This is a genomic window from Acinetobacter sp. YH01018 (assembly GCF_013420295.1).
Taxonomy (GTDB): domain Bacteria; phylum Pseudomonadota; class Gammaproteobacteria; order Pseudomonadales; family Moraxellaceae; genus Acinetobacter.
The window spans coordinates 15,914-42,425 of sequence record NZ_VOYL01000002.1 but is presented as its reverse complement, the minus strand read 5'-3'; the positions used below and the strand labels follow the sequence as shown (position 1 = coordinate 42,425).

General features: G+C 44.4%; 21 protein-coding genes and 1 riboswitch. Of the genes, 6 read left to right on the top strand and 15 right to left on the bottom strand.

Annotated elements, in window-relative coordinates; genetic code table 11:
• The first annotated feature begins 5 nt into the window (after positions 1-5).
• Both sfnG and FTT83_RS01125 read left to right on the top strand, forming a co-directional pair.
• Positions 6-1,112, top strand: coding sequence for a dimethylsulfone monooxygenase SfnG (sfnG, locus tag FTT83_RS01130; protein ID WP_180041912.1), 1,107 nt, complete (start codon positions 6-8; stop codon positions 1,110-1,112).
• A 232-nt stretch (positions 1,113-1,344) separates the two neighbouring features.
• On the top strand, positions 1,345-2,760 hold the full coding sequence (locus FTT83_RS01125; RefSeq protein ID WP_180041910.1) for a sorbosone dehydrogenase family protein: 1,416 nt from the start codon (positions 1,345-1,347) through the stop codon (positions 2,758-2,760).
• Positions 2,761-3,911: 1,151 nt separating this feature from the next.
• Here FTT83_RS01125 and FTT83_RS01120 read toward each other — a convergent pair.
• Positions 3,912-5,093, bottom strand: a complete 1,182-nt coding sequence (locus FTT83_RS01120) for an acyl-CoA dehydrogenase family protein (RefSeq protein WP_180041908.1) — start codon at positions 5,091-5,093, stop codon at positions 3,912-3,914.
• 130 nt (positions 5,094-5,223) lie between these two features.
• Positions 5,224-7,167, bottom strand: a complete 1,944-nt coding sequence (gene acs, locus FTT83_RS01115) for an acetate--CoA ligase (protein WP_180041905.1) — start codon at positions 7,165-7,167, stop codon at positions 5,224-5,226.
• Between the two features lie 296 nt (positions 7,168-7,463).
• Here acs and FTT83_RS01110 point away from each other — a divergent pair, with 296 nt between their 5' ends.
• Together FTT83_RS01110 and FTT83_RS01105 are read left to right on the top strand one after the other, a co-directional pair.
• On the top strand, positions 7,464-8,045 hold the full coding sequence (locus tag FTT83_RS01110) for a DUF805 domain-containing protein (RefSeq protein ID WP_180041903.1): 582 nt from the start codon (positions 7,464-7,466) through the stop codon (positions 8,043-8,045).
• A gap of 110 nt (positions 8,046-8,155) precedes the next feature.
• Complete coding sequence (locus FTT83_RS01105; protein WP_180041901.1) at positions 8,156-9,133, top strand: mechanosensitive ion channel family protein; 978 nt, start codon at positions 8,156-8,158, stop codon at positions 9,131-9,133.
• Here the strand turns inward: FTT83_RS01105 and FTT83_RS01100 are convergent.
• From FTT83_RS01100 to prfB, 5 genes are all read right to left on the bottom strand, one after another.
• Positions 9,116-9,829, bottom strand: a complete 714-nt coding sequence (locus tag FTT83_RS01100) for a 16S rRNA (uracil(1498)-N(3))-methyltransferase (protein ID WP_180041899.1) — start codon at positions 9,827-9,829, stop codon at positions 9,116-9,118. The genes FTT83_RS01105 and FTT83_RS01100 overlap by 18 nt on opposite strands.
• 203 nt (positions 9,830-10,032) lie before the next feature.
• Positions 10,033-11,313: a 3-deoxy-D-manno-octulosonic acid transferase gene (locus FTT83_RS01095; protein WP_180176160.1), complete on the bottom strand. Its 1,281-nt coding sequence runs from the start codon at positions 11,311-11,313 to the stop codon at positions 10,033-10,035.
• A 110-nt stretch (positions 11,314-11,423) separates the two neighbouring features.
• Positions 11,424-12,500: an alkene reductase gene (locus tag FTT83_RS01090; RefSeq protein WP_180176159.1), complete on the bottom strand. Its 1,077-nt coding sequence runs from the start codon at positions 12,498-12,500 to the stop codon at positions 11,424-11,426.
• A 39-nt stretch (positions 12,501-12,539) separates the two neighbouring features.
• Positions 12,540-12,842 carry a helix-turn-helix transcriptional regulator gene (locus FTT83_RS01085; protein WP_086196522.1) on the bottom strand — a complete coding sequence of 101 codons (303 nt, stop codon included), beginning with the start codon at positions 12,840-12,842 and terminating at the stop codon, positions 12,540-12,542.
• 232 nt (positions 12,843-13,074) lie between these two features.
• Positions 13,075-14,170 (bottom strand): peptide chain release factor 2 gene (gene prfB / locus FTT83_RS01080; RefSeq protein WP_143222687.1). Its coding sequence is split into 2 segments (ribosomal slippage): positions 13,075-14,097 and positions 14,099-14,170, totalling 1,095 coding nucleotides; the frame shifts between segments, so codons are not numbered across the junction.
• A gap of 419 nt (positions 14,171-14,589) precedes the next feature.
• Here prfB and FTT83_RS01075 point away from each other — a divergent pair.
• Both FTT83_RS01075 and FTT83_RS01070 read left to right on the top strand, forming a co-directional pair.
• A complete protein-coding gene (locus FTT83_RS01075; protein WP_180176158.1) occupies positions 14,590-15,378 on the top strand; it encodes a putative porin in 789 nt (262 codons plus the stop codon).
• A gap of 173 nt (positions 15,379-15,551) precedes the next feature.
• On the top strand, positions 15,552-16,385 hold the full coding sequence (locus tag FTT83_RS01070; protein ID WP_180041891.1) for a putative porin: 834 nt from the start codon (positions 15,552-15,554) through the stop codon (positions 16,383-16,385).
• A 43-nt stretch (positions 16,386-16,428) separates the two neighbouring features.
• On the opposite strand, the gene recJ is transcribed toward FTT83_RS01070, so the two are convergent.
• The 8 genes from recJ to FTT83_RS01030 form a co-directional block, all read right to left on the bottom strand.
• The gene (recJ, locus tag FTT83_RS01065) at positions 16,429-18,132 is read right to left on the bottom strand and encodes a single-stranded-DNA-specific exonuclease RecJ (RefSeq protein ID WP_180042028.1); all 1,704 of its coding nucleotides are present in this window, start codon (positions 18,130-18,132) and stop codon (positions 16,429-16,431) included.
• The gene (pdxH, locus tag FTT83_RS01060) at positions 18,132-18,788 is read right to left on the bottom strand and encodes a pyridoxamine 5'-phosphate oxidase (protein WP_166170627.1); all 657 of its coding nucleotides are present in this window, start codon (positions 18,786-18,788) and stop codon (positions 18,132-18,134) included. The genes recJ and pdxH overlap by 1 nt, the downstream gene beginning before the upstream one ends.
• A gap of 9 nt (positions 18,789-18,797) precedes the next feature.
• Positions 18,798-20,129, bottom strand: coding sequence for a phosphoglucosamine mutase (gene glmM, locus FTT83_RS01055; protein ID WP_180176157.1), 1,332 nt, complete (start codon positions 20,127-20,129; stop codon positions 18,798-18,800).
• A 125-nt stretch (positions 20,130-20,254) separates the two neighbouring features.
• Positions 20,255-21,721, bottom strand: a complete 1,467-nt coding sequence (gene guaB / locus FTT83_RS01050) for an IMP dehydrogenase (RefSeq protein WP_180041889.1) — start codon at positions 21,719-21,721, stop codon at positions 20,255-20,257.
• Positions 21,722-22,053: 332 nt separating this feature from the next.
• On the bottom strand, positions 22,054-22,419 hold the full coding sequence (locus tag FTT83_RS01045; protein WP_180041887.1) for a YkgJ family cysteine cluster protein: 366 nt from the start codon (positions 22,417-22,419) through the stop codon (positions 22,054-22,056).
• Positions 22,420-22,514: 95 nt separating this feature from the next.
• Positions 22,515-23,312, bottom strand: a complete 798-nt coding sequence (locus tag FTT83_RS01040; protein ID WP_086196618.1) for an MBL fold metallo-hydrolase — start codon at positions 23,310-23,312, stop codon at positions 22,515-22,517.
• 181 nt (positions 23,313-23,493) lie between these two features.
• Positions 23,494-24,072 (bottom strand): TMEM165/GDT1 family protein, encoded by a 579-nt coding sequence (locus FTT83_RS01035; RefSeq protein ID WP_180041885.1) that lies wholly within the window; start codon positions 24,070-24,072, stop codon positions 23,494-23,496.
• Between the two features lie 74 nt (positions 24,073-24,146).
• Positions 24,147-24,291, bottom strand: a riboswitch (yybP-ykoY riboswitch).
• Between the two features lie 225 nt (positions 24,292-24,516).
• Positions 24,517-26,511: a 2-oxo acid dehydrogenase subunit E2 gene (locus FTT83_RS01030; RefSeq protein WP_180041883.1), complete on the bottom strand. Its 1,995-nt coding sequence runs from the start codon at positions 26,509-26,511 to the stop codon at positions 24,517-24,519.
• Between the last annotated feature and the right edge of the window lies 1 nt (position 26,512).

Genomic DNA, 26,512 nt, shown 5'->3' with positions numbered 1-26,512 from the left:
ACAGAATGTCAGTACAAGATAAAAACATTACATTTGCTTATTGGGTGCCAAACGTCAGTGGTGGTTTGGTGGTCAGCGATATTGAACAGCGTACGGACTGGAGTTATGACTATAACGTCCGTCTGGCTCAAGCTGCGGAAAAAAGCGGCTTTGACTATGCCTTAACCCAAATCCGTTTTACTGCCGGTTATAACGCAGAAAACCAGCATGAATCGGTTAGCTTCAGCCATGGCATCCTGGCCAAAACTGAAAAACTCAAAGTGATCGCTGCAATTTTGCCAGGTCCATGGAAGCCTGCGCTTGCTGCAAAGCAATTGGCGACCATTGACCACCTGACCAATGGGCGTATTGCCATTAACGTGGTCAGTGGCTGGTTCCGCGGTGAATTTGATGCCATTGGCGAAGAATGGCCTGAACATGACCAGCGTTATGCACGTTCAGAAGAATTTATCCGTAGTCTTAAAGGTATCTGGACGCAGGATCATTTCAGTTTTGATGGCCAATACTATCAATTCAAAGATTACACCCTCAGTCCAAAACCGCTACAAAAACCGCATATTGAAATCTTTCAGGGCGGTAGCTCACGTGCAGCACGAGATATGGCTTCGCGTGTATCGGACTGGTACTTTACCAATGGCAATACACCGGAAGAGCTGAAAAAGCAGATCGACGATATCCGTGAAAAAGCCAAAGCCAATAACCATGCCGTGAAAATTGGGGTTAATGCTTTCATTATTGCCCGTGATACTAAACAAGAAGCCCAAGCTGTTCTTCAGGAAATTGTGGCCAAAGCCAATGTCCAGGCAGTGAAATCTTTTGGAGATGCCACCCGTGAAGCGGGTGCTGCAACAGCAGAGGGTGAAGGTAACTGGGCAAAATCGACCTTTGAAGATTTGGTGCAGTACAACGATGGCTTTAAAACCAATTTGGTTGGCACGCCGCAGCAAATTGCAGAACGTATTGTTGAACTGAAAGCAGTCGGTGTGGACTTGATCCTGTCTGGTTTCTTGCATTTTATTGAAGAAGTGGAATATTTCGGACAAAAAGTATTGCCATTGGTTCGTGAACTGGAAGCGCAACAGCTATCCGTTGTGACCGCCAAGTCCGCTTAAGCTGAATGATTAAGCGACAGTTGATGAACTAAAAAACAATAATCAAAGGCATCTCCAATCTTCCCTCAAGACTCGGCTTGAGGGATTTTTTTGCTTATGAAGCAGAGCTACCTTCGCTCAAACCGAACGCAATAACCAATCGGCAACCAGAAAAAACAAGAACAGCATGGTGACCGCCGCAACGAAATTTTAAAGTAAGGCGATAGCGGCAAAAAATAAGCTGGAAATAAAGATGTCTGCTCAATTCTTACTGCCCCTTGCGGGTGCTGCCATTGTACTGGCATTAAGCGGATGTGCGTCGCCATCCAGGTCTCCAATTTCAGACAGTTATGGTCCATACCCTCATCTGCCTGAACCCCAATCCAGTCTGTTTCCTACAGTGAATATCGCACCGGCCAAAGGCTGGCCTGCCGATACCATGCCCACTCCTGCTGCGGGTTTGAAAGTTCAGGCCTTTGCCAAAGAACTGCAACATCCGCGCTGGCTGTATGTATTGCCAAATGGCGATGTGCTGGTGGCTGAAACCGATGCACCGCTCAAGCCTGATGACAGCAAGGGCATTAGAGGCAAAATCATGAAGCTGATGATGAAACGTGCCGGATCATCGCATCAGAGTGCCAACCGTATTAGCCTGCTGCGTGATCGTAATGGCGATGGTGTGGCTGATCAAAAAACCATATTTCTACAAAATCTGAACTCTCCGTTTGGCATGGCGCTGGTCGGCAATACGCTTTACGTAGCCAATACGGATGCCTTAATACGCTTTCCTTATCAAAAAGGTGCAACTCAAATTACCGCAAGCGGCAGCAAAGTACTGGATTTACCCGGTGGCCCGCTCAATCATCATTGGACCAAAAACGTCATTGCCAATTCTGCGGGCAGCAAACTCTATATTACCGTAGGTTCAAACAGTAACGTGGCGGAAAATGGCTTCGATAAAGAAGTCGGGCGTGCCTTGATTATGGAATTTGATATTGCCAGTGGCAAAGCACGGCCATTTGCCACAGGGCTGCGCAATCCCAATGGTATGGACTGGCAACCACAGAGTGGCATGTTATGGACGGTCGTGAATGAGCGCGATGAAATTGGCAATGATCTGGTGCCCGATTACCTGACCTCAGTCAAGGATGGTGCTTTTTATGGCTGGCCCTATAGTTATTATGGCCAACATGTAGACACGCGGGTCAAACCTCAAAATCCTGAGCTGGTCGCACGTGCGATTAAACCTGATTATGCTCTGGGTAACCATACGGCTTCCTTAGGCCTGACATTTTATACGGCTCAATTAATGCCGCAATATCGCAGTGGTGCGCTGATTGGTCAACATGGCTCATGGAACCGTAAACCGCATAGCGGCTATAAGGTTATTTTTGTGCCCTTTCAAAATGGCCAACCTTCAGGTCAGCCGCAAGATGTATTAAGCGGTTTTTTAAATGATCAAGGTGAGGCACTTGGACGGCCTGTTGGGGTAGCAGTTGATCGTTCGGGGGCAATATTGGTCGCTGATGATGTGGGCAATATAATTTGGCGCGTATCGCCTATCGGGACAATGATGGATAACCGGCCAGTCAATAAAACGATTAGCCCTGCTTCTGCGAGTCAACAGCCTGTGAGTTCACCACCTACCGTAGAACAGGCAGCAAAGTAATTGTGGCTGAATAAAATGATATAAAAAAAGCCCGACATCCTGTCGGGCTTTTTCGTATGGGGTAGTTAAGCATGACTCCTGTCTTGCTTCACAATCCTGGTGTATGAACGTTTTATTGTTGTTTTATGTTCCGGAACATCCTGTTCCTGTATGAATTCATCATAGGAAAAAAACTCGGCTGCGCCCATCCGCAAAATCCTTAAATTGATGTGCGCCAAAGCGTACAAAAACGGACATTTTTTCATCCATAAAATATGGGCATTCTTTTTGTCCCGGAAGAATTAATAACCCACCAAAAATTATAAAATTGAATTTTTATTGATCAACTTTATTGACAGAACATTACAGATGCGGCTAAAAAACACACGAGTTGTTAAAACGTGTGTTTTTTGATCTCTTGGGTTTGGGATTTATGGATTTATGGATTTATGGATTTAAGTGTTTGACAAACAATAATATTTTAAAAATCGTTTCGTATAACGACCATTATGTTAGATATAGCTAAACTGATTTTGCATGTTACGAAGAATATCTTTAATAAAGTTAATTATATCAATATCTTATAATTATAAGAATGTATCATAAAAATTAATTTAGCTATAGAGGTCATTTGGAAAAGCTATCTAATAATTAAAATGAAGAACATTCCTGTAAAAATGGTTCCAATTATGAAATATATCAAAGGCACAAAATATCTTTGATACCAATGTGGGCTTTTCCCTTCACTGTCTATAAGACATCTTTCATTCCAAGTTGGTATAAGAAATATTAAAGCACAAGATATGAAAACAACTATTTTATTAAAACTAGATAAATCATTAATATAGTTTAAACCACTGTGTCTTTGAGCGAGCAGAAAGAACATAATTATTGGATAGAGTAGGAATCCAAGTAAGAGCCCCAACCACGTTAATGCATTATTACTCACAAAAAAACTCACTAAATTTTAGTTTTTCTAAAATTAACATAATACACCTTATACGAAATTGAAATTTATTTTTTATAAATCAATAATTTAAGTAAAATTAAAAAGCCTAATCTTCACAAATTAGGCTTTTTTAAGTGATTTTTCACGTTCCACGCTCTTAATTCATTTTTTAAATCTAGAAGTAAAAAGGCTCCATTTCGTAAAATGGCATTTTCTTATTTCATTATGAATAAAAACTCGGATCAGGAACTTTAGCCGTTAACACCCACTCCCCAATTTCCTGATATTTATAATCCACCGGGTCATGCAAAGTTTGGGTACGCACATTACGCCAGAAACGATCTAGATTTAATTGGGCTGTGGTGGCACGTGCACCCATCACCTGAAAAATATTTTGTGTGATATACAACGAGGTATTGGTCGCCGCAATTTTGGCAGTCGCAATTGCAATAGACACTTCACCGCGCTGTTCAGCAGTGAGGTCATTGCCTAGATCCCATGCCGTCTGTAAGCTCTGAACCGCTTTAGCTGCCAGTAAACGTACCCCTTCCAGCTGCACATAAAACTCGGCAAAGTGTTTTTGCGTAAACGGGTCATTCACGGCATTTTCAGCCAAAGATTTGGACCAGGCTTTTTGGCTCTGTACGGTTTGTCTGGCAGTTGCAAAAGCCCCTTCTGCTACGCCTAAAAACAGGTGCACAAAAATCAGTTGCGCAATCAGCGGACGTAGGCTCGAATACGGCGTACTCAGGGGTCCCGGATTGAGCAATAACTCATCTTTTTGGATTTTGACCTGCTCAAAATGACTGGTACCGCTGTCAGTCTGGCGTTGTCCCATATTGTTCCAGTCACCTAAGAAGCTCACCCCTTCTCGGGCTGTCGGAATCACACCTATCAGCAATTTACCTTCATCATTATAAGCTGAGCATAGCAAGATGTCAGAATCGATCGAACCTGAACAGAAGCTTTTGTCACCATGAAATAGATATTCATTTTCAGACACTTGGGTTGCAATCGTTCGTCGGTCTAATGGATTTAAAGTATTGCCCCAAAACAGGTTTTCTTGTGCGGTTTGCTCAAACCATTTGCCATACTGTTCAGGCTGTGAAAACAGTTGCACCGTCGCAATCAGTAAATGATGAAAACCATAAACATGTGCCAGTGAACTATCGACCTGGGCAATGACCTGAATAGTCTGAAATACCGTTTTCCAGCCTGCACCCTGTCCGCCATATTGGGTTGGAATGGCAAGTCCCAGCAAACCACTTTGACGGATTAAATCACGCTCCTGTTTTGGGTTACCGCCCTGTTTATCACGTTCCGCAGCCGTGGTTGCAAACTGTTCCGCCAGTTGTTGAGCGATGTGTAATGGATTTGACGTTAAAAGCGGGGATGAAACATTCATAATATGATCTGATTATTGCTATATTTTTAGCTTAGCAGATGATGTTTTGCTGCTTTATCTGAATGCCTGCTGTGCTTATACATAAAATAAAAATACCGCCTCATTTTCAGGCGGTATTTTTATAAATGACTTATTTATCGGGATAGACCGTTGCAATCAGATTGTCCACCACCTGTGGGTCGGCCAGGGTTGAAGTATCTCCTAAAGTGTCCAGTTCATTGGCGGCAATTTTTCTTAATATACGGCGCATGATTTTACCGGAACGGGTTTTCGGTAAAGCTGGTGCCCAATACAAGGCATCCGGTGTAGCTACGGGTCCCAAAACCTTACGCACCCAGTTGATCAGTTCATTACGCAGCTCTTCGGATTCCTCAAAATTTGCCTGTAAGGTGACGAATGCACAAATACCCTGACCTTTAATATCATGCGGCATACCGACCACCGCCGCTTCAGCCACATGTTCATGTGCCACCAAAGCACTTTCCACTTCTGCCGTACCCAAACGGTGGCCAGAAACATTCAGTACGTCATCGACGCGTCCGGTAATCCAGTAATAGCCATCCTTGTCACGGCGGGCACCATCTCCAGTGAAATACGTCCCCGGATAAGTCGAGAAATAGGCTTCGATAAAACGTTCAGGATCACCCCAAATGGTACGCATCTGACCCGGCCAGGAATCCTTGATGATCAGGTTGCCTTCGGCTTCACCTTGAAGTTCCTTGCCTTCAGCATCAACGATGGCGGGTTGTATGCCGAACAAGGGTCGGGTTGCAGAACCCGGTTTTAAATCGGTTGCACCCGGCAAAGGTGAAATCAGGATTCCGCCAGTCTCGGTTTGCCACCAGGTATCGACAATTGGACAACGGCTTTCACCGACCACGGTGTAATACCAGTTCCAGGCTTCCGGGTTAATCGGCTCACCCACCGAACCGATCAGACGCAAGCTGCTGCGGTCACTTTCCCGAACAAAGGCATCGCCTTCGCGCATCATGGCACGAATCGCCGTGGGTGCCGTATAGAGAATGGAAACATTGTGCTTGTCGACAATATGACCGGTACGCGCCCAGGTCGGGTATTGCGGCACGCCTTCAAACATCACCGTGGTGGTGCCATTGGAAAGCGGGCCATAGATCACATAGGAATGTCCGGTAATCCAGCCCACGTCTGCAGTACACCAGAACACATCATCCTGCTTGATATCGAACACTTCTCGGAAAGTGGAATTCACATAAGTCAGATAGCCACCGGTCGTATGCAACACCCCTTTCGGCTTGCCGGTCGAACCCGAGGTATACAGAATGAATAACGGATCTTCGGCATTCATCGGTTCAGGCGGACAGATTTCATTCACCGACATGATTTCCATGTGATACCACAGATCACGCCCGGGCTGCATTTCAATCGGGTTGCCGGTACGGTGTACCACAATCACATGTTCAACCGATTCAGTTCCGGCAATTTTCAAGGCTTCATCTACGTTGGCTTTGAGCAGAATCGGCTTGCCGCCGCGCATGCCGGAATCGGCAGTAATCACCATTTTGGCCTGGCTGTCCTCAATCCGGCTGGCCAGTGAATCGGGAGAAAAACCGCCAAACACCACACAATGCACCGCGCCAATCCGGGCGCAGGCCAGCATCGCAATCGCGGCTTCCGAAACCATCGGCATATACAGCACCACCCGGTCGCCTTTTTTAATCCCGTTCTTTTTCAGCACATTGGCAAAGCGGCAGGTTTCATCATAAAGTTCGTTAAAGGAAATAATCTTGTGACGGGACGGGTGATCGCCTTCCCAGATAATGGCCGGTTTATACGGATGTTCCTTGAGATGACGGTCCAGACAGTTGGCACTGAGGTTCAGCTGCCCATCAGCGAACCATTCAATCTTAAAATTGTCCTTGTCGAAACTGGTATTTTTGACCTGGGTAAAAGGTTTGATCCAGTCCAGCTTGTTGGCCTGTTCAGCCCAATATTCATCAGGCTGCGTGATGGATTTCTGATAACGCTCGAAATATTCAGACTCATTGGTGCGAGCGGTTTTTTTAAATTCTTCTGGTACAGGATAGATCTCATTCATTGTTTACTTCCTTGATCTTATTCATCTCATCACGAGATGCTATGCCGCGTTGTTATTGCTTTATTTATTGACTGCATATCTACAGTATGACGATTATTTTTCAACCGCTTCAATCATGCTTTGGTCGTAGTTTATTTATACAATTTAAAACACATACCCCTTATCGTATTCAACAAAAAATATGGTTTTATTCGTATCTGATCTGTTTATTTAATCTTATAATTTAAGCAGAAGATAGTGTTCTAACTTTGCAGAATTCATCATTTTCTTATTTTTATTTTAACCGGAAAAAGCGTATGAAACCGCAAGATGCCTCCCCATTTTTTTCCCGATCCCAACAGGCCAAGGCAGATAATCCGCTTTCTCCGGAAGGTCGTTTCGGTCGTCTGAGTTCAATTGGCTGGTATGGGTTTGTGCATCTGATTGCTTTCTTTGCCACCCTTGCCTTCAGTCTGGCACTGGGCATTTTTAATATGCATACCTTGTCCATGGACAATCAGTTCGTCAATACCCTGACAGGAATCGCCGGACTGGGTTTTGTGGTCATTCTGGTGCTTTATCTATATTTTCTGATCGTGATTACGGTACGCCGCCTGCATGACCTGAACCGTAGCGGCTGGCTGATCCTGCTGTTTTTACTGCCACTGGTGAATATTTTTATGGGGCTGTATTTGCTGTTGGGTGCCGGGACCAAAGGCATCAACACCTATGGATTGCCGCGTGAAACGCCGGTCTGGGAAAAAATATTGGCCTGGTTGATGATCATCATCACGGTACTGAGTTTCTTGGCTTCAGGCAGCATGGTGTCTTATATGTTCGGTACCGGCGAACTGGAAGTACCGCCACAGGTCATTCAAAAAGGTACACAATATTTCTAAAGTTGACTGACAATTTTTGACAAAACGGCAGTGAATACGATGTACGGTTGGTTAAATTTTTGTTCAGTTTCAGGCAAAATGTCCGGCAATGATCATCATCCGGAAAACTTGTGGCTGAAAAACAAAACGCCTTAAATGAGGTAACTCAGGACACCTCTCAACTTTTGCAAGAAGCAACAGAAAAGACAGCGCAAACTGTCATTGAACATACAGCAAAATACAATGATGCCTATTCCACCATCGACAAATTTGTTGATGCCTTTTGGGAACGCCTGCCTTATTTATGTATCGCGTTGGTGGTCTTCAGCATTTTCTGGTTGCTGTCAAAACTGTTTAAGCTCTTTGTCCGTAAAGCACTCACTGACCGTAGTTACACCAAACAAAACCTGGTACTGGTGCTAAACCGTGTCGGCAGCTCAGCCATCATCTTTATCGGATTTTTAATTGCCATGGTCATTGCCATTCCAGGTTTTACCCCGGGTCAGCTGATGAGTGCTCTGGGGATTGGTTCTGTTGCCATCGGTTTCGCGTTCAAGGACATTTTCCAGAACCTGCTCTCTGGCATCTTAATCCTGCTGGGTGAACCGTTCAAAATTGGCGATGACATTATTGTTTCGGGCATGGAAGGAACGGTTGAGGATATCCAGATTCGTGCAACCTACTTACGTTCTCCCGATGGCCGCCGCATCGTGATTCCCAATGCGACAGTATATACCAGTGCCGTGACTGTAAACACGGCCTATCAACGGCGTCGTTGTGAATTTGTGGTGGGGATTGGTTATGAAGATGATGTACAAAAAGCCAAGAGCATTATCTTAAGCATTTTAGATAAAGACCCGACCATTTTGAGCCAGCCTGGATTTGCAGTAAACGTCAATGCACTTGCAGACTTCTCGATTAACCTGAATGTACGTTGGTGGGTCGATACTACAGAAACCACCACTGCAGGTTCAATCAGCGAAGTTCAGGAACGCGTGATTAAAGCCTTTGCTGAACATGAAATTTCGATTCCTTATCCGGTACAGGAAGTCAAAATCTATCGTGGCAATGACACGACAGAACTCGCTGAATCAGCACGTGCTAAATAAGCGGCCCAATACGTAAGGAATTACCGTTTCGGTCCGAATAATACGGTTGCCCAGGCTGACTGCCTTGCAGCCGTTTTTTATGAGTAAATCAATTTCATAAGGGATAAAACCTCCCTCTGGGCCAATTACGATGGTACAGGGATGATCAATGGCAACAGGCATGGGTTGCTCTACATAAGGATGGGCCACATAAGCAGGACATTCTGCCGTAATTAAACCGGGCAGCACATCTTCAACAAAAGGTTTAAGGCGTTTATGGATTTCAATTTGCGGTGCAACCGTATCCCCCGCCTGTTCCAGACCCAGTGTGACATAATGATCCAGCTGCTGTAGAAATGGGGTTTGCCAATAGCTTTTATCCACCCGATAGCTATGCAGCAAAATCATTTTTTCCACCCCTAACGTCACGCTATCCATAATCAGGCGGCGCAGCACTTTCGGACGTGGCATGGCGACAATTAAAGTTACTGGCAACTTGGCTGGAACAACTTCTTCTTTGAGCGGTTTTAATTTTATAGCGTGTTCGGTCACTTCTACAATTTCGGTGAGATAGCGTTTCCCCTCACGAATACCCACCTTGAGCGTATCACCTACAGTAATCTCTAGATGTTGCTGTAGATGCTCTAACTGACGTTTGCTGGTAATGGACCAGTATTCAGATTCAGTTTGGCGTGGGTCAAGGAGGACAATATTCATAATCTTCTGCTAAAGAATCATTCAACATATTAGGATACGCGGAAGGCGACAGGGATGTCGCCCGCTGATCTGTACAGCATGGATGCTGTATCAGATCAGCAAAGGATTTTTGCTACTTTTGATCCCTCAAAAGTAGAGATTACCTACGAATCAACATTTAAACTTTTCTGTCAAAATGAGGCCGTATGGTGCATTTGAAATATTTAAATATACTGATCAATCACCGCAATATGTTTGGCTAAAGAACCCTTGTTCTGCAACATAATTTTCTGCGCATGCTGGTTCAGCTGGTCTGCGGTCACGCGATCATTTAACAATTCAATTAAAACCTGCGCGGCCTGCTCTGCATCTTCCACGATTTTCACACCGTTTACAGCAACAAATTCATCGACAATGCTCTGGAAGTTAAAATAATTTTTACCCAAAACCGTCGCTACATTTAAGGCAATCGGCTCCAGAATATTATGCCCGCCACCCGGTTCATTCAGCGAGCCGCCGACAAAGCAGGCTTGGCTAAGTGCATACCACAGCCACATTTCCCCCATCGAATCGGCTAAATAAACTTGGGTATCTAACTGAATAGCTTCCCCTGCACTGCGACGACTGGTTTTTAGATTCAGATTTTGTGCAAGCTGAAACACTTCATCAAAGCGTTCCGGATGACGGGGCACCACAATGACCAGCAGTTCTGGATGTTGTGCCAGATAAGGCTTGAAAGCCGTTAACAGTTTTTGTTCCTCAGGCGCATGAGTACTGGCAAGGGTGATTATTTTCCGTGCCGATAAATTCCAGTCCTGCTGCAATTGCTGTGCCTGTTGAATAAAACTGTCCGGTGCATGAATATCAAATTTAATGCTGCCGAGTACCTGACTTTTCTTTACTGCCATACCTAAATTACGGTAACGATCTAAAGTCGCCTGATCTTGAGCCAGCAAACGTTCCAAACCCTTCAACATGCCTTGAGTCAGTCCTTGAACCTTGGCATAGCCTTTGGCCGATTTTTCCGAAAGTCGGGCATTAATCAGTAAACATGGCACTTTAAATTGCTGTGCCTGATCGATTAAATTCGGCCAGATTTCAGTTTCTACCAAAGCCAATACTTTGGGCTGATATTTTTGATAAAACGCATGAACTAATTTTTTCTGATCGGCAGGCAAATACACGGCCTGAAACAAATGTTCATAAGGTGCTTTTAGAAACAGTGACTTGGCCCGAGCCTGACCCGTCTTGGTGGTATTGGTGACCAGTACCGGATGGCCGAGTTTGAGATAATGTTCAATTAAAGGCTGGGCTGCGTTGGTTTCTCCAACCGACACCACATGAAACCAAAGAGCATGCAGGTTTTTCGGCTGTTGAAATGGACCAAAGCGCTCAAGACATTCTTGTTGCAATTGCTCCGTAGTCAGCGCACGTTTTTTAATCTGCCATTTATACAATGGCTTAATTAGAGTAAGTGCCGCGTTGTACCAAAAAGGAGTAGCCAAACAAGTTGCCTCAAATCATGTTCAATCGGCAAAATATAACAGAGCAGCCTTCACATGTTAATGAATTCTGCTCTGTGACATCATTTATTCTGTTTTATGGAAGTAGCTGCTTAACTTTCAGCAAGCTGTTTATTCAGGAATGGATAGTCAATATAGCCTTCTGCCACATCGGTTCCAATCATGTTTTCCAGTTTCAATTCATTCAGTGGTTCATCTTCCACCAAACGCTCAAACAGGTCTGGATTGGCAATATAAGCCTTACCAAAAGACACTGCTTCCGCTTTACCTGATGCCAGCAGCTCAAGCGCATCTTCACGGCTTAAACGCATATTGGCAATATACGGCACACTGTTGGAACGCGCCTTCATTTCAAGACTGATGCTGTCATCGGCCAAATATTCCCGGGTAAAGAAAAAGGCAATTTGACGTTTACCCAATTCTTGCATGACATAACCAAAGGTTTCTTTAGGATTGACATCTCCCATATCGTGCTCATCGCCACGCGGTGCCAGATGTACACCGACACGGCCTGCGCCCCACACTTCAATCAGTGCATCCACCACTTCTAATAAGAAGCGGGCACGGTTTTCTACCGAACCACCGTAAATGTCTTCACGTTGATTGGTTTTGCTTTGCAGGAACTGGTCGATCAGATAACCGTTAGCGGCATGCAGTTCTACCCCGTCAAAACCGGCCGCTTTGGCTTTAATGGCGGCTTGTTTGTATTGTTCGGTAATGGCATGGATTTCTGAGATTTCCAGGGCACGTGGCACCACATATTCACGTTTCGGACGCAGCAGGCTGACATAGCCAGCTTGCTTCACATTACTGGCTGAAACTGGTGTTTCACCTTTTAACAGGTCAGGATGGGAGACACGTCCCACATGCCACAACTGTGCTACGATCAAACCACCTTTACCATGCACTGCATTGGTAACCAGTTTCCAGCCTTCTACCTGCTCATCAGTAAACAGACCCGGGGTTTTTTCATAACCGTTGGCTTCTTCTGAAATCACTGTCGCTTCGGAGATGATTAAACCTGCGCTAGCACGCTGTGCATAGTATTCCGCCATCATGGCCGTTGGAACACGGTCTGCGGTAGCACGGCTACGTGTCAGTGGTGCCATCACCACACGGTTTTTAAGTTTGAGTTCACCAAATTGAATTGGGGTAGAAAAATCTGTCATCAAGCCATCCTCTTACAGCTGGCCTAGACTGATTAAAGTCTAAAGCGCATGCTGTAAATGTTGTAAAAATTCCTGAATCAGTGCTTCATTACGAGAGAAATAAGACCATTGCCCATATTTGGTCACCTGAATCAGCCCTGCCTGTTGCAACACCGATAAGTGATTGGACATGGTGGATTGGGAAATATCCGCGATTTTTTCCATCTGCCCTGCACATACACCACGACTGAAATCACTGCCACATTCTTCAGTGGCAATGAAACGTTCAGGTTCTTTTAAACATTGCAGAATCTGACGTCGAATCGGGTTGGCTAAGGCTTTATAAATCGCTTCTGTGTCCATCTCATTTCACTCATGTTCATGATCAGCACTTTCGCAAAAATCATTATATCGAATTTATGCGATATTAATATCGAAAATTATCGATACTATGAGTCATTTTGTAAATTGCTGTCATTTTATCCAAATCCAGATCATTCTAGCATTGTCTGGTCAGGGGCATTCATCCTGCTGATCGACAAATGTTAAAGCTAAAAAAGCAGAGAACCCGCCTCTGCTTTTCCACGCAATAAACTTATAGACCCTGTTTCAGGCTGGCTTCAATAAATTTATCCAGATCACCATCCAGTACTGCACCAGTATTCGAGGTTTCTACACTGGTACGCAAGTCTTTAATACGCGAGTCATCCAGTACGTATGAACGAATCTGGCTGCCCCAGCCGATATCAGATTTGGTATCTTCCAACGCCTGCGCCGCTTCATTACGTTTGCTCATCTCTAATTCATAGAGTTTGGCACGTAACTGTTTCCAGGCATGGTCACGGTTGGCATGTTGTGAACGCTGGTTCTGACAGGCCACTACAATACCGGTTGGTGCATGGGTTAAACGTACCGCAGAGTCGGTTTTGTTAATGTGCTGACCACCAGCACCGGATGCACGATAAGTATCGGTACGTACATCTGCCGGGTTAATATCAATTTCAATGTTGTCATCCACTTCTGGCGATACAAACACGGCAGAGAATGAAGTATGACGACGGTTACCCGAGTCAAATGGCGATTTACGCACTAAACGGTGTACACCAGATTCGGTACGCAGCCAGCCATAGGCATACTCGCCTTCCACACGAATGGTCGCCGATTTAATTCCGGCCACATCACCGTCAGATTCTTCCATCACTTCGGCTTTAAAGCCATGACGTTCAATCCAGCGCAAGTACATACGAAGCAGCATTGAAGCCCAGTCCTGTGCTTCCGTACCGCCTGAACCAGCCTGAATCTCCACGTAACATGGATTCGGGTCCATCGGATTACTGAACATACGGCGGAATTCAAGTTTTGCCAGTTCCGCTTCTGCAACATCAAGTTCAGCCTGAACATCCTCCAGCATGGCTTCTTCGTCCGCTTCTACAGCAAGATCAAGCATGGCTTGGGCATCTTCAAGCTGAGTAGCTAAACCATCCAGTACATTCAGTACATTCTCAAGCTCGCCTTTTTCTTTGGCCATGGCTTGGGCACGGCTTTGGTCATTCCAGATCGCCGGATCTTCCAGTTCACGCAGAACCTCTTCTAAACGTTCCTTTTTCAGATCGTAGTCAAAGATACCCCCGTAATGTCAGACCACGGTCGTTTAAGTCTTTTAATTGGTTTAGATAAGGATTAATTTCCACGTGAATTACTCTCAATCAGAATATTAGGCTTAAATAGCCATCAATTATAACACAGAGCATCGATGCAGTTTTAGAGGGCTTTAATTCAATAACAATTGAGCAAATAATGCATAAAAACAGCTTATAAAAAACACTTAATCAGGAGAGCATTTTTAAGATTCAAATCATTTTTATGTTACAAAATACTCGGTTTTTTATGTAAAAAACGTCTAAATTCATAAAACCTCCACAATTTTAATAAAACAAAACATTTTAATATTTTTATATTTTTCAAATACTTGTTAAAAATAAATTACACAATATTACCTTAGAAACATTTCTGTAACCTTGGGTGGATTGACCTAGTTTTGTTTTGCTCTAGACTAAAAGTTGTAACAAAAAATGTATTATTTTTAACCGAAATTTGAGGGGTAGTATCCATGAAAAAATTAGCCATTGCTTCAGCACTTCTTTCTGCTCTAGCAGTCACAGGTACAGCCAATGCCTACCAGGCCGAAGTCGGTGCAGCAGCAGCTTATATTGATCCAGACAACGGCAGTTCAGGTAGTGCCTTCGGTGTAGATGGTACTTATTACTTTAACCCCGTACAAACTCGTAATGCGCCACTTGCAGAAGCGGCATTCCTTGACCGTGCCAGCAACGTCAATGCACACGCAACATTTGCCGATCGTGGCGATGTAGATGACAACACTTATGGTGTGGGTGCTGAAGTTTATGTTCCAAACTCAGATTTCTATCTGGGTGGTGATGTAAGCCGTAACAATACTGAATATCATGATGTATTGGGTCAAAAATATGACTTTGATACCACTTATTATTCTGCTGAAGTCGGTTATCTTCCAGCACCAGGCCTATTAATTGCCGCTGGTGTAAAAGGATATGACAACGACAATGATGATGGTGTAGATCCTACAGTTCGTGCCAAATACGTGACCCAGCTGAGTAATGGTAAAGATATCAACCTTGAAGCAGGCGCATCATTTGGTGATCTAGACGAGTTCAATCTTGCTGCCGATTACTTCATTGATAAATCATTAAGTGTTGGTGCGGATTACTACAACAACGACTTAACTGATCAAAATGAATTTGGCATTAATGCGCGTAAATTCTTTAACCAACAAGTCAGCCTTGAAGGTCGAGTTGGTTTCGGTGAAGTGGGTAATAACGACTACAACTCATTCGGTGTAGCTGCTAAATACCGCTTCTAAGCGTGCCTTAACTCCTTTTCATCAAGTGGCCCATCTTCGGATGGGCCACTTTTTTGCTCTGTAATAAAGCATTTAGATAGTTTTTGCACATTGACGGGGCAAATATAAACTGTACACTTTGTTACAACTGTTCAAGAAACAGTCATATTTTTATAACAAAGAGAGAAATCTAAATGCTTAAAAAACTTGCTCTTGCTACAGCACTTTTGGCTAGCCTAGGAACTGCACATGCTTATCAAGCTGAAATTAATGCTGCATATGAAAATACCGACATTGATGACAGTAACGACATTGATACTTATGCAATTGGCGGGAAATATTATTTAAATGGGGTTCAAGTTAGAAATGCTCCTCTAGCTGAAGCAGCTTTTTTAGGCAAAGCAAGCAATATCGGTATTGGCTATGCCAATGCCCGTACTGATGATGATTTTGCAGATTTAGAAATTGATACTGTAGGTATTAATGGTGAATTCTTTATCCCTAACTCACAGTTTTATGTTTCTGGAAGCTTAAATCGTGCTGAAGTGACTGTTGAAAGTGAATTTGCTAAAGCATCTGATGACAATACAGGTTATGCAATTGAAGCAGGTTACCTACCAGTTAACGGCTTACTGTTAGCTGCAGGTGTTTCTAAAGAAAACATTGATCCAGTATATGTTTCAAAAAATGGTTTCATAGACACTTTTACCAATCTAGCCTCTGTAGCAGATGAGACTGCTGTGACTTTGCGCGCAAAATACGTCACTCAAATTGGCAATCATTTTACCAATTTTGAGGGAGCAACATATTTTGGAGATGAAACTGCATATCGTCTAGGTGCAGACCTTTACCTCGATCCTACACTTAGTGTTGGTATTTCCTTCGCTGACTCAACGATTGAAGATTCAGATACCATTTTCAGTATTCGTGGTCAGAAATTCTTTACTCCAGTCATTGCTGCCGGTATGAATTACACGACAACTGATGGTGGGGACTCTTTTGGAATCAACGGTACTTTCCGCTTTTAAGCTTTAAGATTAAAAACAAAAACCGCTCAATTGAGCGGTTTTTTTATTGTTCCAAATGGATCACGCGTAGTTGTAAACTGACGTTGCCATTAAATTCATTTTTATCAATTTCATAGACCAGTCGTACACTGCCCTGCATGGCATCAAATTCAAACTTGTCACGTGCATTAAAGGCGATGGCTTCCACAATTTGACCATCTTGCAAAGCCAGACGCAGCTTTAAATGCATTTCTTTCAGCCAGCGATAATCCAGAACCTTAAATATCCCTTCAAAAATCGGCGATGGAAACTTTTGCCCCCAGGGGGTTAAATTTTGCAGAAAATCGACTGTTTCAATGTGAAAATGTTCTGTCGGTAATTCACCATCAGTCCATAAAGTGGCCTGAAACAGTGACTCATCCATATTTGAAATTAAAGCCTCAAAGACCTGCTTAAATTCATCAAAATGCTGTTTCTGAATGGTCAAACCGGCAGCGGCGGCATGTCCGCCAAAATGGCTGACCAAATGGGGATACTGCTCGGCAATCATTTCAATCGCATCGCGTATATGTACGCCCTCTATAGAACGGGCAGAGCCTTTAATATGTATACCATCTTCATCGGAGGCAAAAACAATACTGGGGCGATGAAACTGTTCTTTTAAGCGACCGGCCACAATCCCAATCACGCCCTGATGCCAATGTGGCTCAAACAGAATGAGCACAGCTGGTAAATGCTCTTGGTCCAGCTCCAGCTGAGTAAGCTCAGACAAAGCCTCCTGTTTCATCTGGCTCTCGACCTGTCGGCGCTCAGTGTTCAATTGATTTAATTGTTGTGCCAAGGGATAAGCGGTTTGCAGATCGGCAGCCAGCAGACATTCAATCCCTATGTCCATGGTTTCCATGCGTCCAGCCGCATTAATCCGTGGTCCCAGAACAAAACCCAAATCTTGAGCATTTAAAGAAGCTGGATCACGTCCGGCAATATCCAGCAATGCGCTAATTCCCGCACGACACTGATTTTGCCGTATGCGCTTGACCCCGGCATCGACCAGAATACGGTTGTTATAATCCAGGCTGGCCACATCGGCATAAGTGCCTAAAGCTACCAGATCGAGATATTGGGCCACTTTTGAGGTCGATTTTCCTAATTGGCTGCGATAACTGGACAAATTGGCGAGCAGGTAAAACGCCACCCCGACCCCAGCCAAAGCCTTGCTGGGGAATTCACAGCCCAACTGGTTCGGATTGACCACAGCTTCGGCTTTAGGCGTTTCTTTGGTGGTCAGGTGATGATCAGTAATAATCACCTGCATGCCATGTGCTTGTGCCTGTTCCACCCCGGCATGGCTGGAAATACCATTATCTACCGTAATCAAAAGGTCAGGCGTGAAATTGGCAAAAGCCAGGTCGGCAATTGCAGGCGTCAGTCCATAACCATATTTAAAACGATCCGGCACCAGATACGCGACATTCGCGCCCATATCCCGTAAAGCTAAAATCATCAATGCCGTACTGGTGGCCCCATCGGCATCATAATCTCCCACAATGACAATTTTCTTTTGCTGATCAATGGCCTGATCCATCAACTGAATGGCAGCATCCAAACCTTTCATGGTCGGCGCTAAAAGATGCTTCAATTTCAGTTCAAGTTCTTGTTCCGATTGCACACCACGGCGCGCTAAAATTTGCGCAATAAACGGTGACACGCCCTGGAAGTTTTCAGGGCGTGTAATGAACGGTCTTTGCTGAATCAGTGTTTTTGGCATTAAGGCATGAGTCGTTGTAAGTTCCACTTACCGTCGATTCTTTCATAACACAAGCGGTCATGTAAACGGTTAGGACGACCTTGCCAAAATTCATAATAATCCGGTTGCAGGCGATAGCCGCCCCAGAATTCAGGTTTTGCCAATTCTGCTTTATCGCTCACCTGATCTTGCAAAATCTGAAAACGAGTCTGTAGTTCCTCACGACTGACAATCACACCACTTTGTGGCGTACTGATATGCGCTGCAATCTGGCTGTCTCGCGGGCGTTTATGATAATAATCTGTTGATTCCTCTAAAGAGATTTTTTCAACGCGGCCGCCGACACGAATTTGGCGTTCTTGCTCAGGCCAATAAAACAACAGTTCGGCATAGGGATTGTCTGCCAAATCCAGGCCTTTTTGACTGTCGTAATTGGTATAAAAATCATAACCTGCTTCAGTCGCACCACGTAATAATAGGGTACGCACATGCGGACGGCCTTGTGCACTCGCAGTTGCGAGCGACATGGCATAGGGTTCATGCAGTTGTGCTTCTAAAGCATGGTTAAACCAATTCAAGAATTGCTCATGCGGATTTTCAGCCACATGAGTTTCGTGTAATTCCCCTTTCTGGTAACTCAAGCGCAGTTCGCTCAAGTCTTTAATCAGATCACTCATATTGTTCCCTTATACTGCGTTAGAACGTACACTGTCTGCAAGCTGATTGGCCAAAGCCGTGACTTCTTGCAGATCATCCCCTTCAACCATCACCCGAATGACCGGTTCCGTTCCTGACTTACGAATCAGTAAACGACCACGGCCTTTTAATTGTGCTGCAGCCCGATCAAATTCAGCCACCAATGCAGGCACAGCATACGGGTCAAACATTTGTTGCAAACGTACATTTACCAAGACATTTGGCAATAAATGGAAACCTTCAACCAGTTCATGTAAGGCTTTCTTCTGTTCGACCATGACAGTCAATACCTGCAAGGCAGCTATAATGGCATCACCTGTCGTACTCTTGTCTAAAGTCAGAATATGGCCTGATGGTTCACCACCAATGACCCAACCTTTTTCGTCCAAGGCTTGTAACACATAACGGTCACCCACGCTGGCACGGACAAATGGAACCTGGGCTTTTTCCAAAGCCAATTCAAGTGCCATATTGCTCATGACCGTACCGACAATGCCTGCCGGCTTGTGCTTGCCCTGAGTAGCCAAAATGTACAGGATATGATCACCAGTAATTTGCTGACCGTTTTTATCCACCATAATCACGCGGTCTGCATCGCCATCAAAGGCAATACCCAAATCTGCCTGATGTTCAAGCACGGCTTTTTGCAGGTTTTCCGGATGGGTCGAACCACAGTCCTGATTGATGTTTAGGCCATCCGGTTCATTATAAAGTGCTACGACTTTGGCGCCCAGTTCCTTAAACACCGATGGCCCCACGTTATAGGCAGCACCATTGGCACAGTCCACCACAATTTTCAGGTTACTGAGGTCAAAATGGTAAGGGAAAGTCGATTTACAGAATTCAATGTAACGGCCATTGGCATCTTTTACACGCACACTTTTACCTAGGTTTGCGGTATCTTCAATTTTGAGTTCGTTTTCGAGCTCTTTATTGATCGCATCCTGTAATTCATCCGGCAGTTTCTTGCCTTCGCTAGAGAAGAATTTGATTCCATTATCAAAATAAGGATTGTGCGAAGCTGAGATCACAATCCCCAAGCTGGCATGTAAAGCACGGGTTAAATGGGCAATCGCAGGGGTAGGTAAAGGACCAAGCAAATGCACATATACACCCGCCGCATTTAGACCGGCCTGTAATGCAGATTCTAAAATATAGCCTGATAAACGCGTATCTTTACCCAACACAACAATCGGTTTTTTCTTATTACTGAACTGTTTTAAAACTTTACCTGCCGCAAAACCCAACTTCAGGGCAAATTCAGGTGTAATCGGAAGTTCCCCAAACTTTCCACGAATTCCATCTGTTCCAAAATAACTCATTTTCTACTCACTTCTTATACATTTATAGGGAAATTAACCATCCCATTTTCATGCAAATACTTTACACCAAAATCAAAAAAGCCGTCATATAAATGACGGCTTTTCCTGAATTTGATTACTAAAAATCAACCAACACGGTAGTTCGGTGCTTCTTTAGTAATGGTCACATCATGTACGTGTGATTCAGACATACCAGCTGCAGTGATTTTCACAAACTTGGCATTTTGACGAAGATCGTTCACGGTTGCAGAACCGGTATAACCCATAGAAGAACGCAAGCCACCCATCATTTGATGAACGATGTTACCCATAGGGCCTTTGTAAGGTACGCGACCTTCAATACCTTCTGGTACAAGTTTTTCCTGACCAGCTTTAGCGTCCTGGAAATAACGGTCAGCAGAACCTGTTGCACCCGCCATTGCACCCAATGAACCCATACCACGGTAAGCTTTGTAATAACGGCCCTGGAAGAATTCTACTTCACCCGGTGCTTCTTCAGTACCAGCCATCAATGAACCGACCATGATGGTGCTTGCACCGGCGCCAATTGCTTTCGCCATATCGCCAGAGAAGCGGATACCGCCATCTGCAATCAAAGGAATCTGGTCTTTCAATGCATTGGCAACGCTGTCAATCGCAGAAATTTGTGGCATACCAATACCGGCAACAATACGTGTAGTACAGATCGAACCAGGACCGATACCCACTTTTACCGCATCAGCACCGGCATCAAGAAGCGCAAGTGCAGCATCACCAGTGGCAATGTTACCGCCAATCACCTGAACTTGCGGATAGTTGGCTTTTACCCAGCGAACACGCTCAATCACGCCTGCAGAGTGACCATGGGCTGTATCGACAACAATGGCATCTACACCCGCCTCAACCAGTGCTTCAACACGGCTTGGTGTTTCTGCGCCAGTACCGACTGCCGCACCGACACGTAGACGACCGAGGTCATCTTTACAGCTGTTTGGATAAAGTTCCGCTTTACGGAAATCAGTGACCGTAATCAAACCTTTCAGTTCGTTGTTATCACCCACCACCAATACTTTTTCAATGCGATTTTTTTGTAGAAGTGCCTGGATATTTTCTTTTGATTCGTTTTCACGAACAGTCACCAGACGGTCCTGACCAGTCATGATATTGCTAACAGGTTGTTCCAGATTGGTTTCGAAACGTGTATCACGACCCGTCACAATACCGACAACCCTGCCATCTTTAACCACAGGCACACCGCTGATGTTGTTGGCTTGAGTGATTGCGATCAGTTCACGAACAGTGGTTTCTGGCGTTACGGTGATAGGATCTTTCACCATACCCGCTTCAAATTTTTTCACACGGCGTACTTCTGCAGCTTGCGCAGCAATGTCCATGTTTTTGTGCAAGATACCAATACCGCCATTTTGCGCCATTGCAATTGCCATACGGGATTCAGTCACCGTATCCATAGCTGCTGACACAAGAGGAATATTCAGGTTAATGCCGCGAGTAAGGCGTGTCTTTAAGGAGACATCTTTTGGGAGAACAGTTGAGTAGGCAGGGAGTAATAAGACATCATCGAAGGTTAAAGCTTCTTGAACGATGGTCAACATAACAGTCTCACTGGTAATTTCCGTGCGCTATTATAAACAAAAAAAACAATTTTATTCATGCTTATTTCAGGCAGCAATGTAAAATAAATTTAGATTACTGAATATTATTGGGTTTTTGAATTTAAATACCGCAATTCGGGCTGAATTTCCTGATCAGTATTTCATTCAGACTGAACAACAAAAAACCTCGCGCTGTATCACCTAGACACCGCAAGCCCCCTAACCAGTGCAAAAGGCTCTAATCGTGGCTTTACCCATCAAAACCGTGTGTTTTTAAATAAAAAAGCAGAGCCAGGGCCCTGCTTTTTTATTCTGGGATGACGAATCACGATCTAGCTGACACGTTCAAAACTATCATCATTCTCGGCATCCTCTACCTCAATCTGGATAAAGGGAATCATATTGTGGGCCATACGGGCCTTGTTGCATTGTTCATCGGCAATTTGCACTTCTTTACACGAGGAACTGCGCAGCTGGTACATGCCACAACTGACCTGTTCACCTATGCTGCCTTCTAGCGCGATACAGCGTGGATTTTTTTGATTGGTTCCTGCCATGCATGAATAGACTGCTGTGACAGGTTCAGTATAATTTTCGGGCATTGGAATTCCCTCTGCCCAATAAAATGAAACCCGAAAATAGGCGCAACATGCGCCACAGCTTAAACATGCATCCTGTGCAGGAACTTGAGACAACATTTCTTATAAATTCTCGTCATCAAAAAAGTTTTTGGGGATAGAAAATATAAAAAATGTTGTTTTTTGACTCAAGAAAAATTTTGTATTTTCTTGAACTATTCAGGACAGGTAAATACGCTTTCGTCCATCAGGTCGGTGCCGCATTCCAAGGTTTCAATCCAGTCCAAAAATTGATGGATCTGCTCTTTGCCAATAAATGGCGTGCCATGCTGTGGCACAATCATTTCCACATCCATGCTACGAACCATTTGTACCCACAGACGGATCACTTTATTGCAACACATATAGCGTTGATGAAAGCCTTTCATCTTCGGAATATGCGCAGCAAAATTTTCCAGCGGTTTAGAGACATCATCTACCATGGATGCGCCCATATCACCAGAAAACAGAATTTTGGCAATCGGATCATAAAACTGGAAATTACCGACCGAATGCAGAAAATGTGCCGGAACGGCAACAATGCTCGATTCACCCAACGGAATCACCTGACCATGGTCAGGCAGCTCAACCAGACGATCCAGCCAGTTCCCTTTCATCCGGTCGCTCATGAAAGCCGAGCTCAAATGTGGCAAGAAACGTGCCCATAATTTTGATGCTACTATTTTGGCCTCGGTATAGACCAGCCAGCGTGGCATAGAAGTAATAATGTCGGGGTCCTGATGGGAGGCCATGACATAATCAAGATTGGTTAGACGGGTATATTTGTTCAGCTCCATGGTCAATGGAACATAGGTCAAGTCGCCCCCTGGATCAAGCACTGCAGCACGTTCATGATCCAAGATTAGAAACTGGTTTGCCTGTACACCTTCACCTTTCACTAAACTGGTAAAACTAATACATTTATGCGTACCATTATCAAATAGTACCTGTGATGTGGTGCGATCAAACGCCATACCCATTCCCCAAAATATCGTTTTTAAACTAAATTTTTAATTCCTCTCAACATATAGGGATTCATGGAAATTTACAACAAAATAACATCTGAATACTGGTAGATTTATCAGTAAATTGTGTGGTATTTCACAATAAAAAATCCCGACAAAAATGCCAGGATTTTTTTAATGCTATTCAAATTTAAAAGAAATAATGTTGTACCAGTGCCGCCACACCAATCACTAAAAACACAACTGCACCAATTTTATGAATCAGTGAAATCGGTAGTTTTTCTGCCAGTTTGTTACCAATAAAAACCGCAGGAGCATTGACCAGCATAATGCCCAGTGTAGTTCCCAATGTTACCCAGCCTATACTGTCAAAGCGCGCGGCAAGTGCGACGGTAGCAATCTGGGTTTTATCACCAATTTCTGCCAGAAAGAATAAAACAAACGTGGCACTAAAGACGCCATATTTTTGCCATTTATTAATGCTTTCAGTTTCATCATCCAGTTCATCTGGAATCAGCATCCAGGCCGCCATCCCAATAAATCCAAGAGAAACAATCCATAACAATACGGTCGGGCTCAGAACAGTGGTAATCCATTGACCCAGTACAGCGGAAACACCATGGTTGACCACGGTCGCCAGAAAAATTGCTATCAGAATTGGTACAGGTTTACGGAAACGCGCAGCCAGCAGCAAAGCCAGCAATTGAGTTTTGTCACCCATTTCAGACAAGGCAACAACAGCTAAAGAAATCAGGAAGGCTGAAAGCATGATGTATTTCTCTGGCTAGCATAATAAAACCTGTGACTCACCCCTCCTGCTAGCCAAATTGAGCAGAGTGGTAAATCAAAGGTCTTGCCAACAAAAAGAAAATCATGATCAAAAGATCATTTGGTTCTTTGCTATGATGACCATGTTCTGTGGAACAATTATGTTGACCATCACCTTTTTACATTGCGTAAAAAGCGGCTACTCCCCAATGAAGTGCATGCATTTTAAGCTGAAAGATAAAAATTTTCAAATGACTTTAAAAATATCATTTCAGGACAATGCTAAACATTGCGACTCATGGCAAAAATTGGATTAAAGATCATTTTAAGCGGCTGTGTTAACCATCTTATCCCTATCATAAGAATGAGTCTGCGTATGTCTCAATACCAAAGCTTTCATAAAAAAACCCTGCCGAAGCAGGGTTTTTTGTAGCCTAAACTGAAATTAGAGCAACAGACTACGGATATCCGCCAACAATTTGGTCAGCTTATGGGTAAAGCGTGCTGCATCTGCGCCATTAATCACACGGTGGTCATAAGACAATGACAATGGAAGCATCAGCTTAGGATCAAAACTTGTACCATTCCAGACCGGTTGCATGGTGGCTGGTGAAATACCCAAAATCGCCACCTGAGGCCAGTTCACCAATGGTGTGAATGCGGTACCGCCAATTGAACCCAGGCTGGTAATGGTAAAGTTCGCCCCTTGCAAGTCTTTCGGTGACAATTTCTTGTCACGTGCTTTCTTGCTCAGCTCACCCAGCTCAACTGCAATTTGCTTGATTGATTTTTGATCTGGATTACGCAGTACCGGCACAGTCAAACCATCTGGTGTTGCTACCGCGATGCCCATATGGATTTCATTACGCAGCAATACCGATTTTTGATCGTCTGCCAAATGGCCTGCAAAATACGGCTCTTCCTTCAACAGATGAGCGACTGCTTTGGCAATAAAAGCCAGAATCGTCAGGCTAATACCGTCTTGTTTAAACTTGGCTTTGAGTTCACCGCGCCATGCTTCAAGTTCGGTAATATCGGCCAGGTCAAACTGGGTCACCTGTGGAATGTAGTTATTCAATGACAATTGCGGCACAGATACCTGTTGCAGACGGGTCATGGCTTTTTCTTCAGTACCGCCAAAAGCACTAAAATCAGGAAGTTTAGGCAAACCAGAAACTTGTGCTACGGCCTGTGCTACCGGTGCAGCTTGAGGTGCAGTTAAGCGTGTTTTTACATAAGCAAAAACATCTTCTTTCATCAAGCGTGCATGTGGACCAGATGCTTTCACATCAGCCAACACCACGCCCAACTCACGCGCCAGCTTACGCACCGCAGGACCGGCATAGACTTTGGCATTGGCGGCATTCTGCTCTTTGCTCAGCTTATCAGGCGATTGAACGGGTGCTTGTTCTACAGATGTAGCCGCTTGTGGCGCTGCTACCGGAGCAGGTGCAGCTTTGGCTGGCTGAGCTACAGCAGCTGCTTGCCCTTTCGCTTCGATGCTTACCAGAGCCATGCCTTGTGAGACATTTTGCCCCATTTGTACGTGAATGGCTTTAATCACCCCTGCCGATGAGCTTGGTACTTCAACGGTCGCTTTATCGGACTCAACCACAATAATGCTTTGATCCGCCTCAACCGTGTCACCGACTTGAACTAAAATTTCCGCCACTACAGCTTTATCTACACCCAGATCAGGCACAGCAATTTCAACGTCTCCGCTTGGTGCAGAGGCTACAGGTGCCTGAACTGATGTTTCTGTTTTTGGCGCTTTTGTAGAAGATGCTGTTGTAGAAGCTGTACTTGGTGCATCTTCAGCAGCTGAAGATGCAGTTTTCACTTTGAGCAGAACCACACCTTCTTTGACTGTATCGCCTGCCCGAACTTCAACACTCTCAACCGTACCTGAAACAGTACTTGGCACTTCTACAGTGGCTTTATCAGATTCCACCACCACAATGCTTTGATCAACAGAGATTTCATCGCCTACCTGGACCAAAATTTCGCCGACCAGGGCTTTTTCTACCCCAATGTCAGGGACTTGCACTTCAACAATTGAAGAGCTGCCAGTCGGAGCCTTCGGTGCAGAAGCTGCTGGTTGATGGGATGCCAGTGCCTGCATAATTTCCTGATCAGGCAAAGATGTCGGGGTATTTTCCGAAGTCTTTTGTGAAGCATCTGCTTCCTGGGCTTCAGTTGCGCCAGTTGAACCGTCTTCAGCTTCCAGTTCAATCAGGACCGAACCTTCTGAAACCACATCGCCTGCTGCAACTGTAATGCTTTTCACAATCCCTGCCGAAGTGCTTGGCACTTCAACAGAGGCTTTATCCGATTCAAGTAGCACCAGGCTGTCATCTACCGCGACACTATCGCCCGCTTTGACCAAAATTTCAGCAACGGTGGCTTTATCAACTCCAATATCAGGTGTTTTGATTTGCATG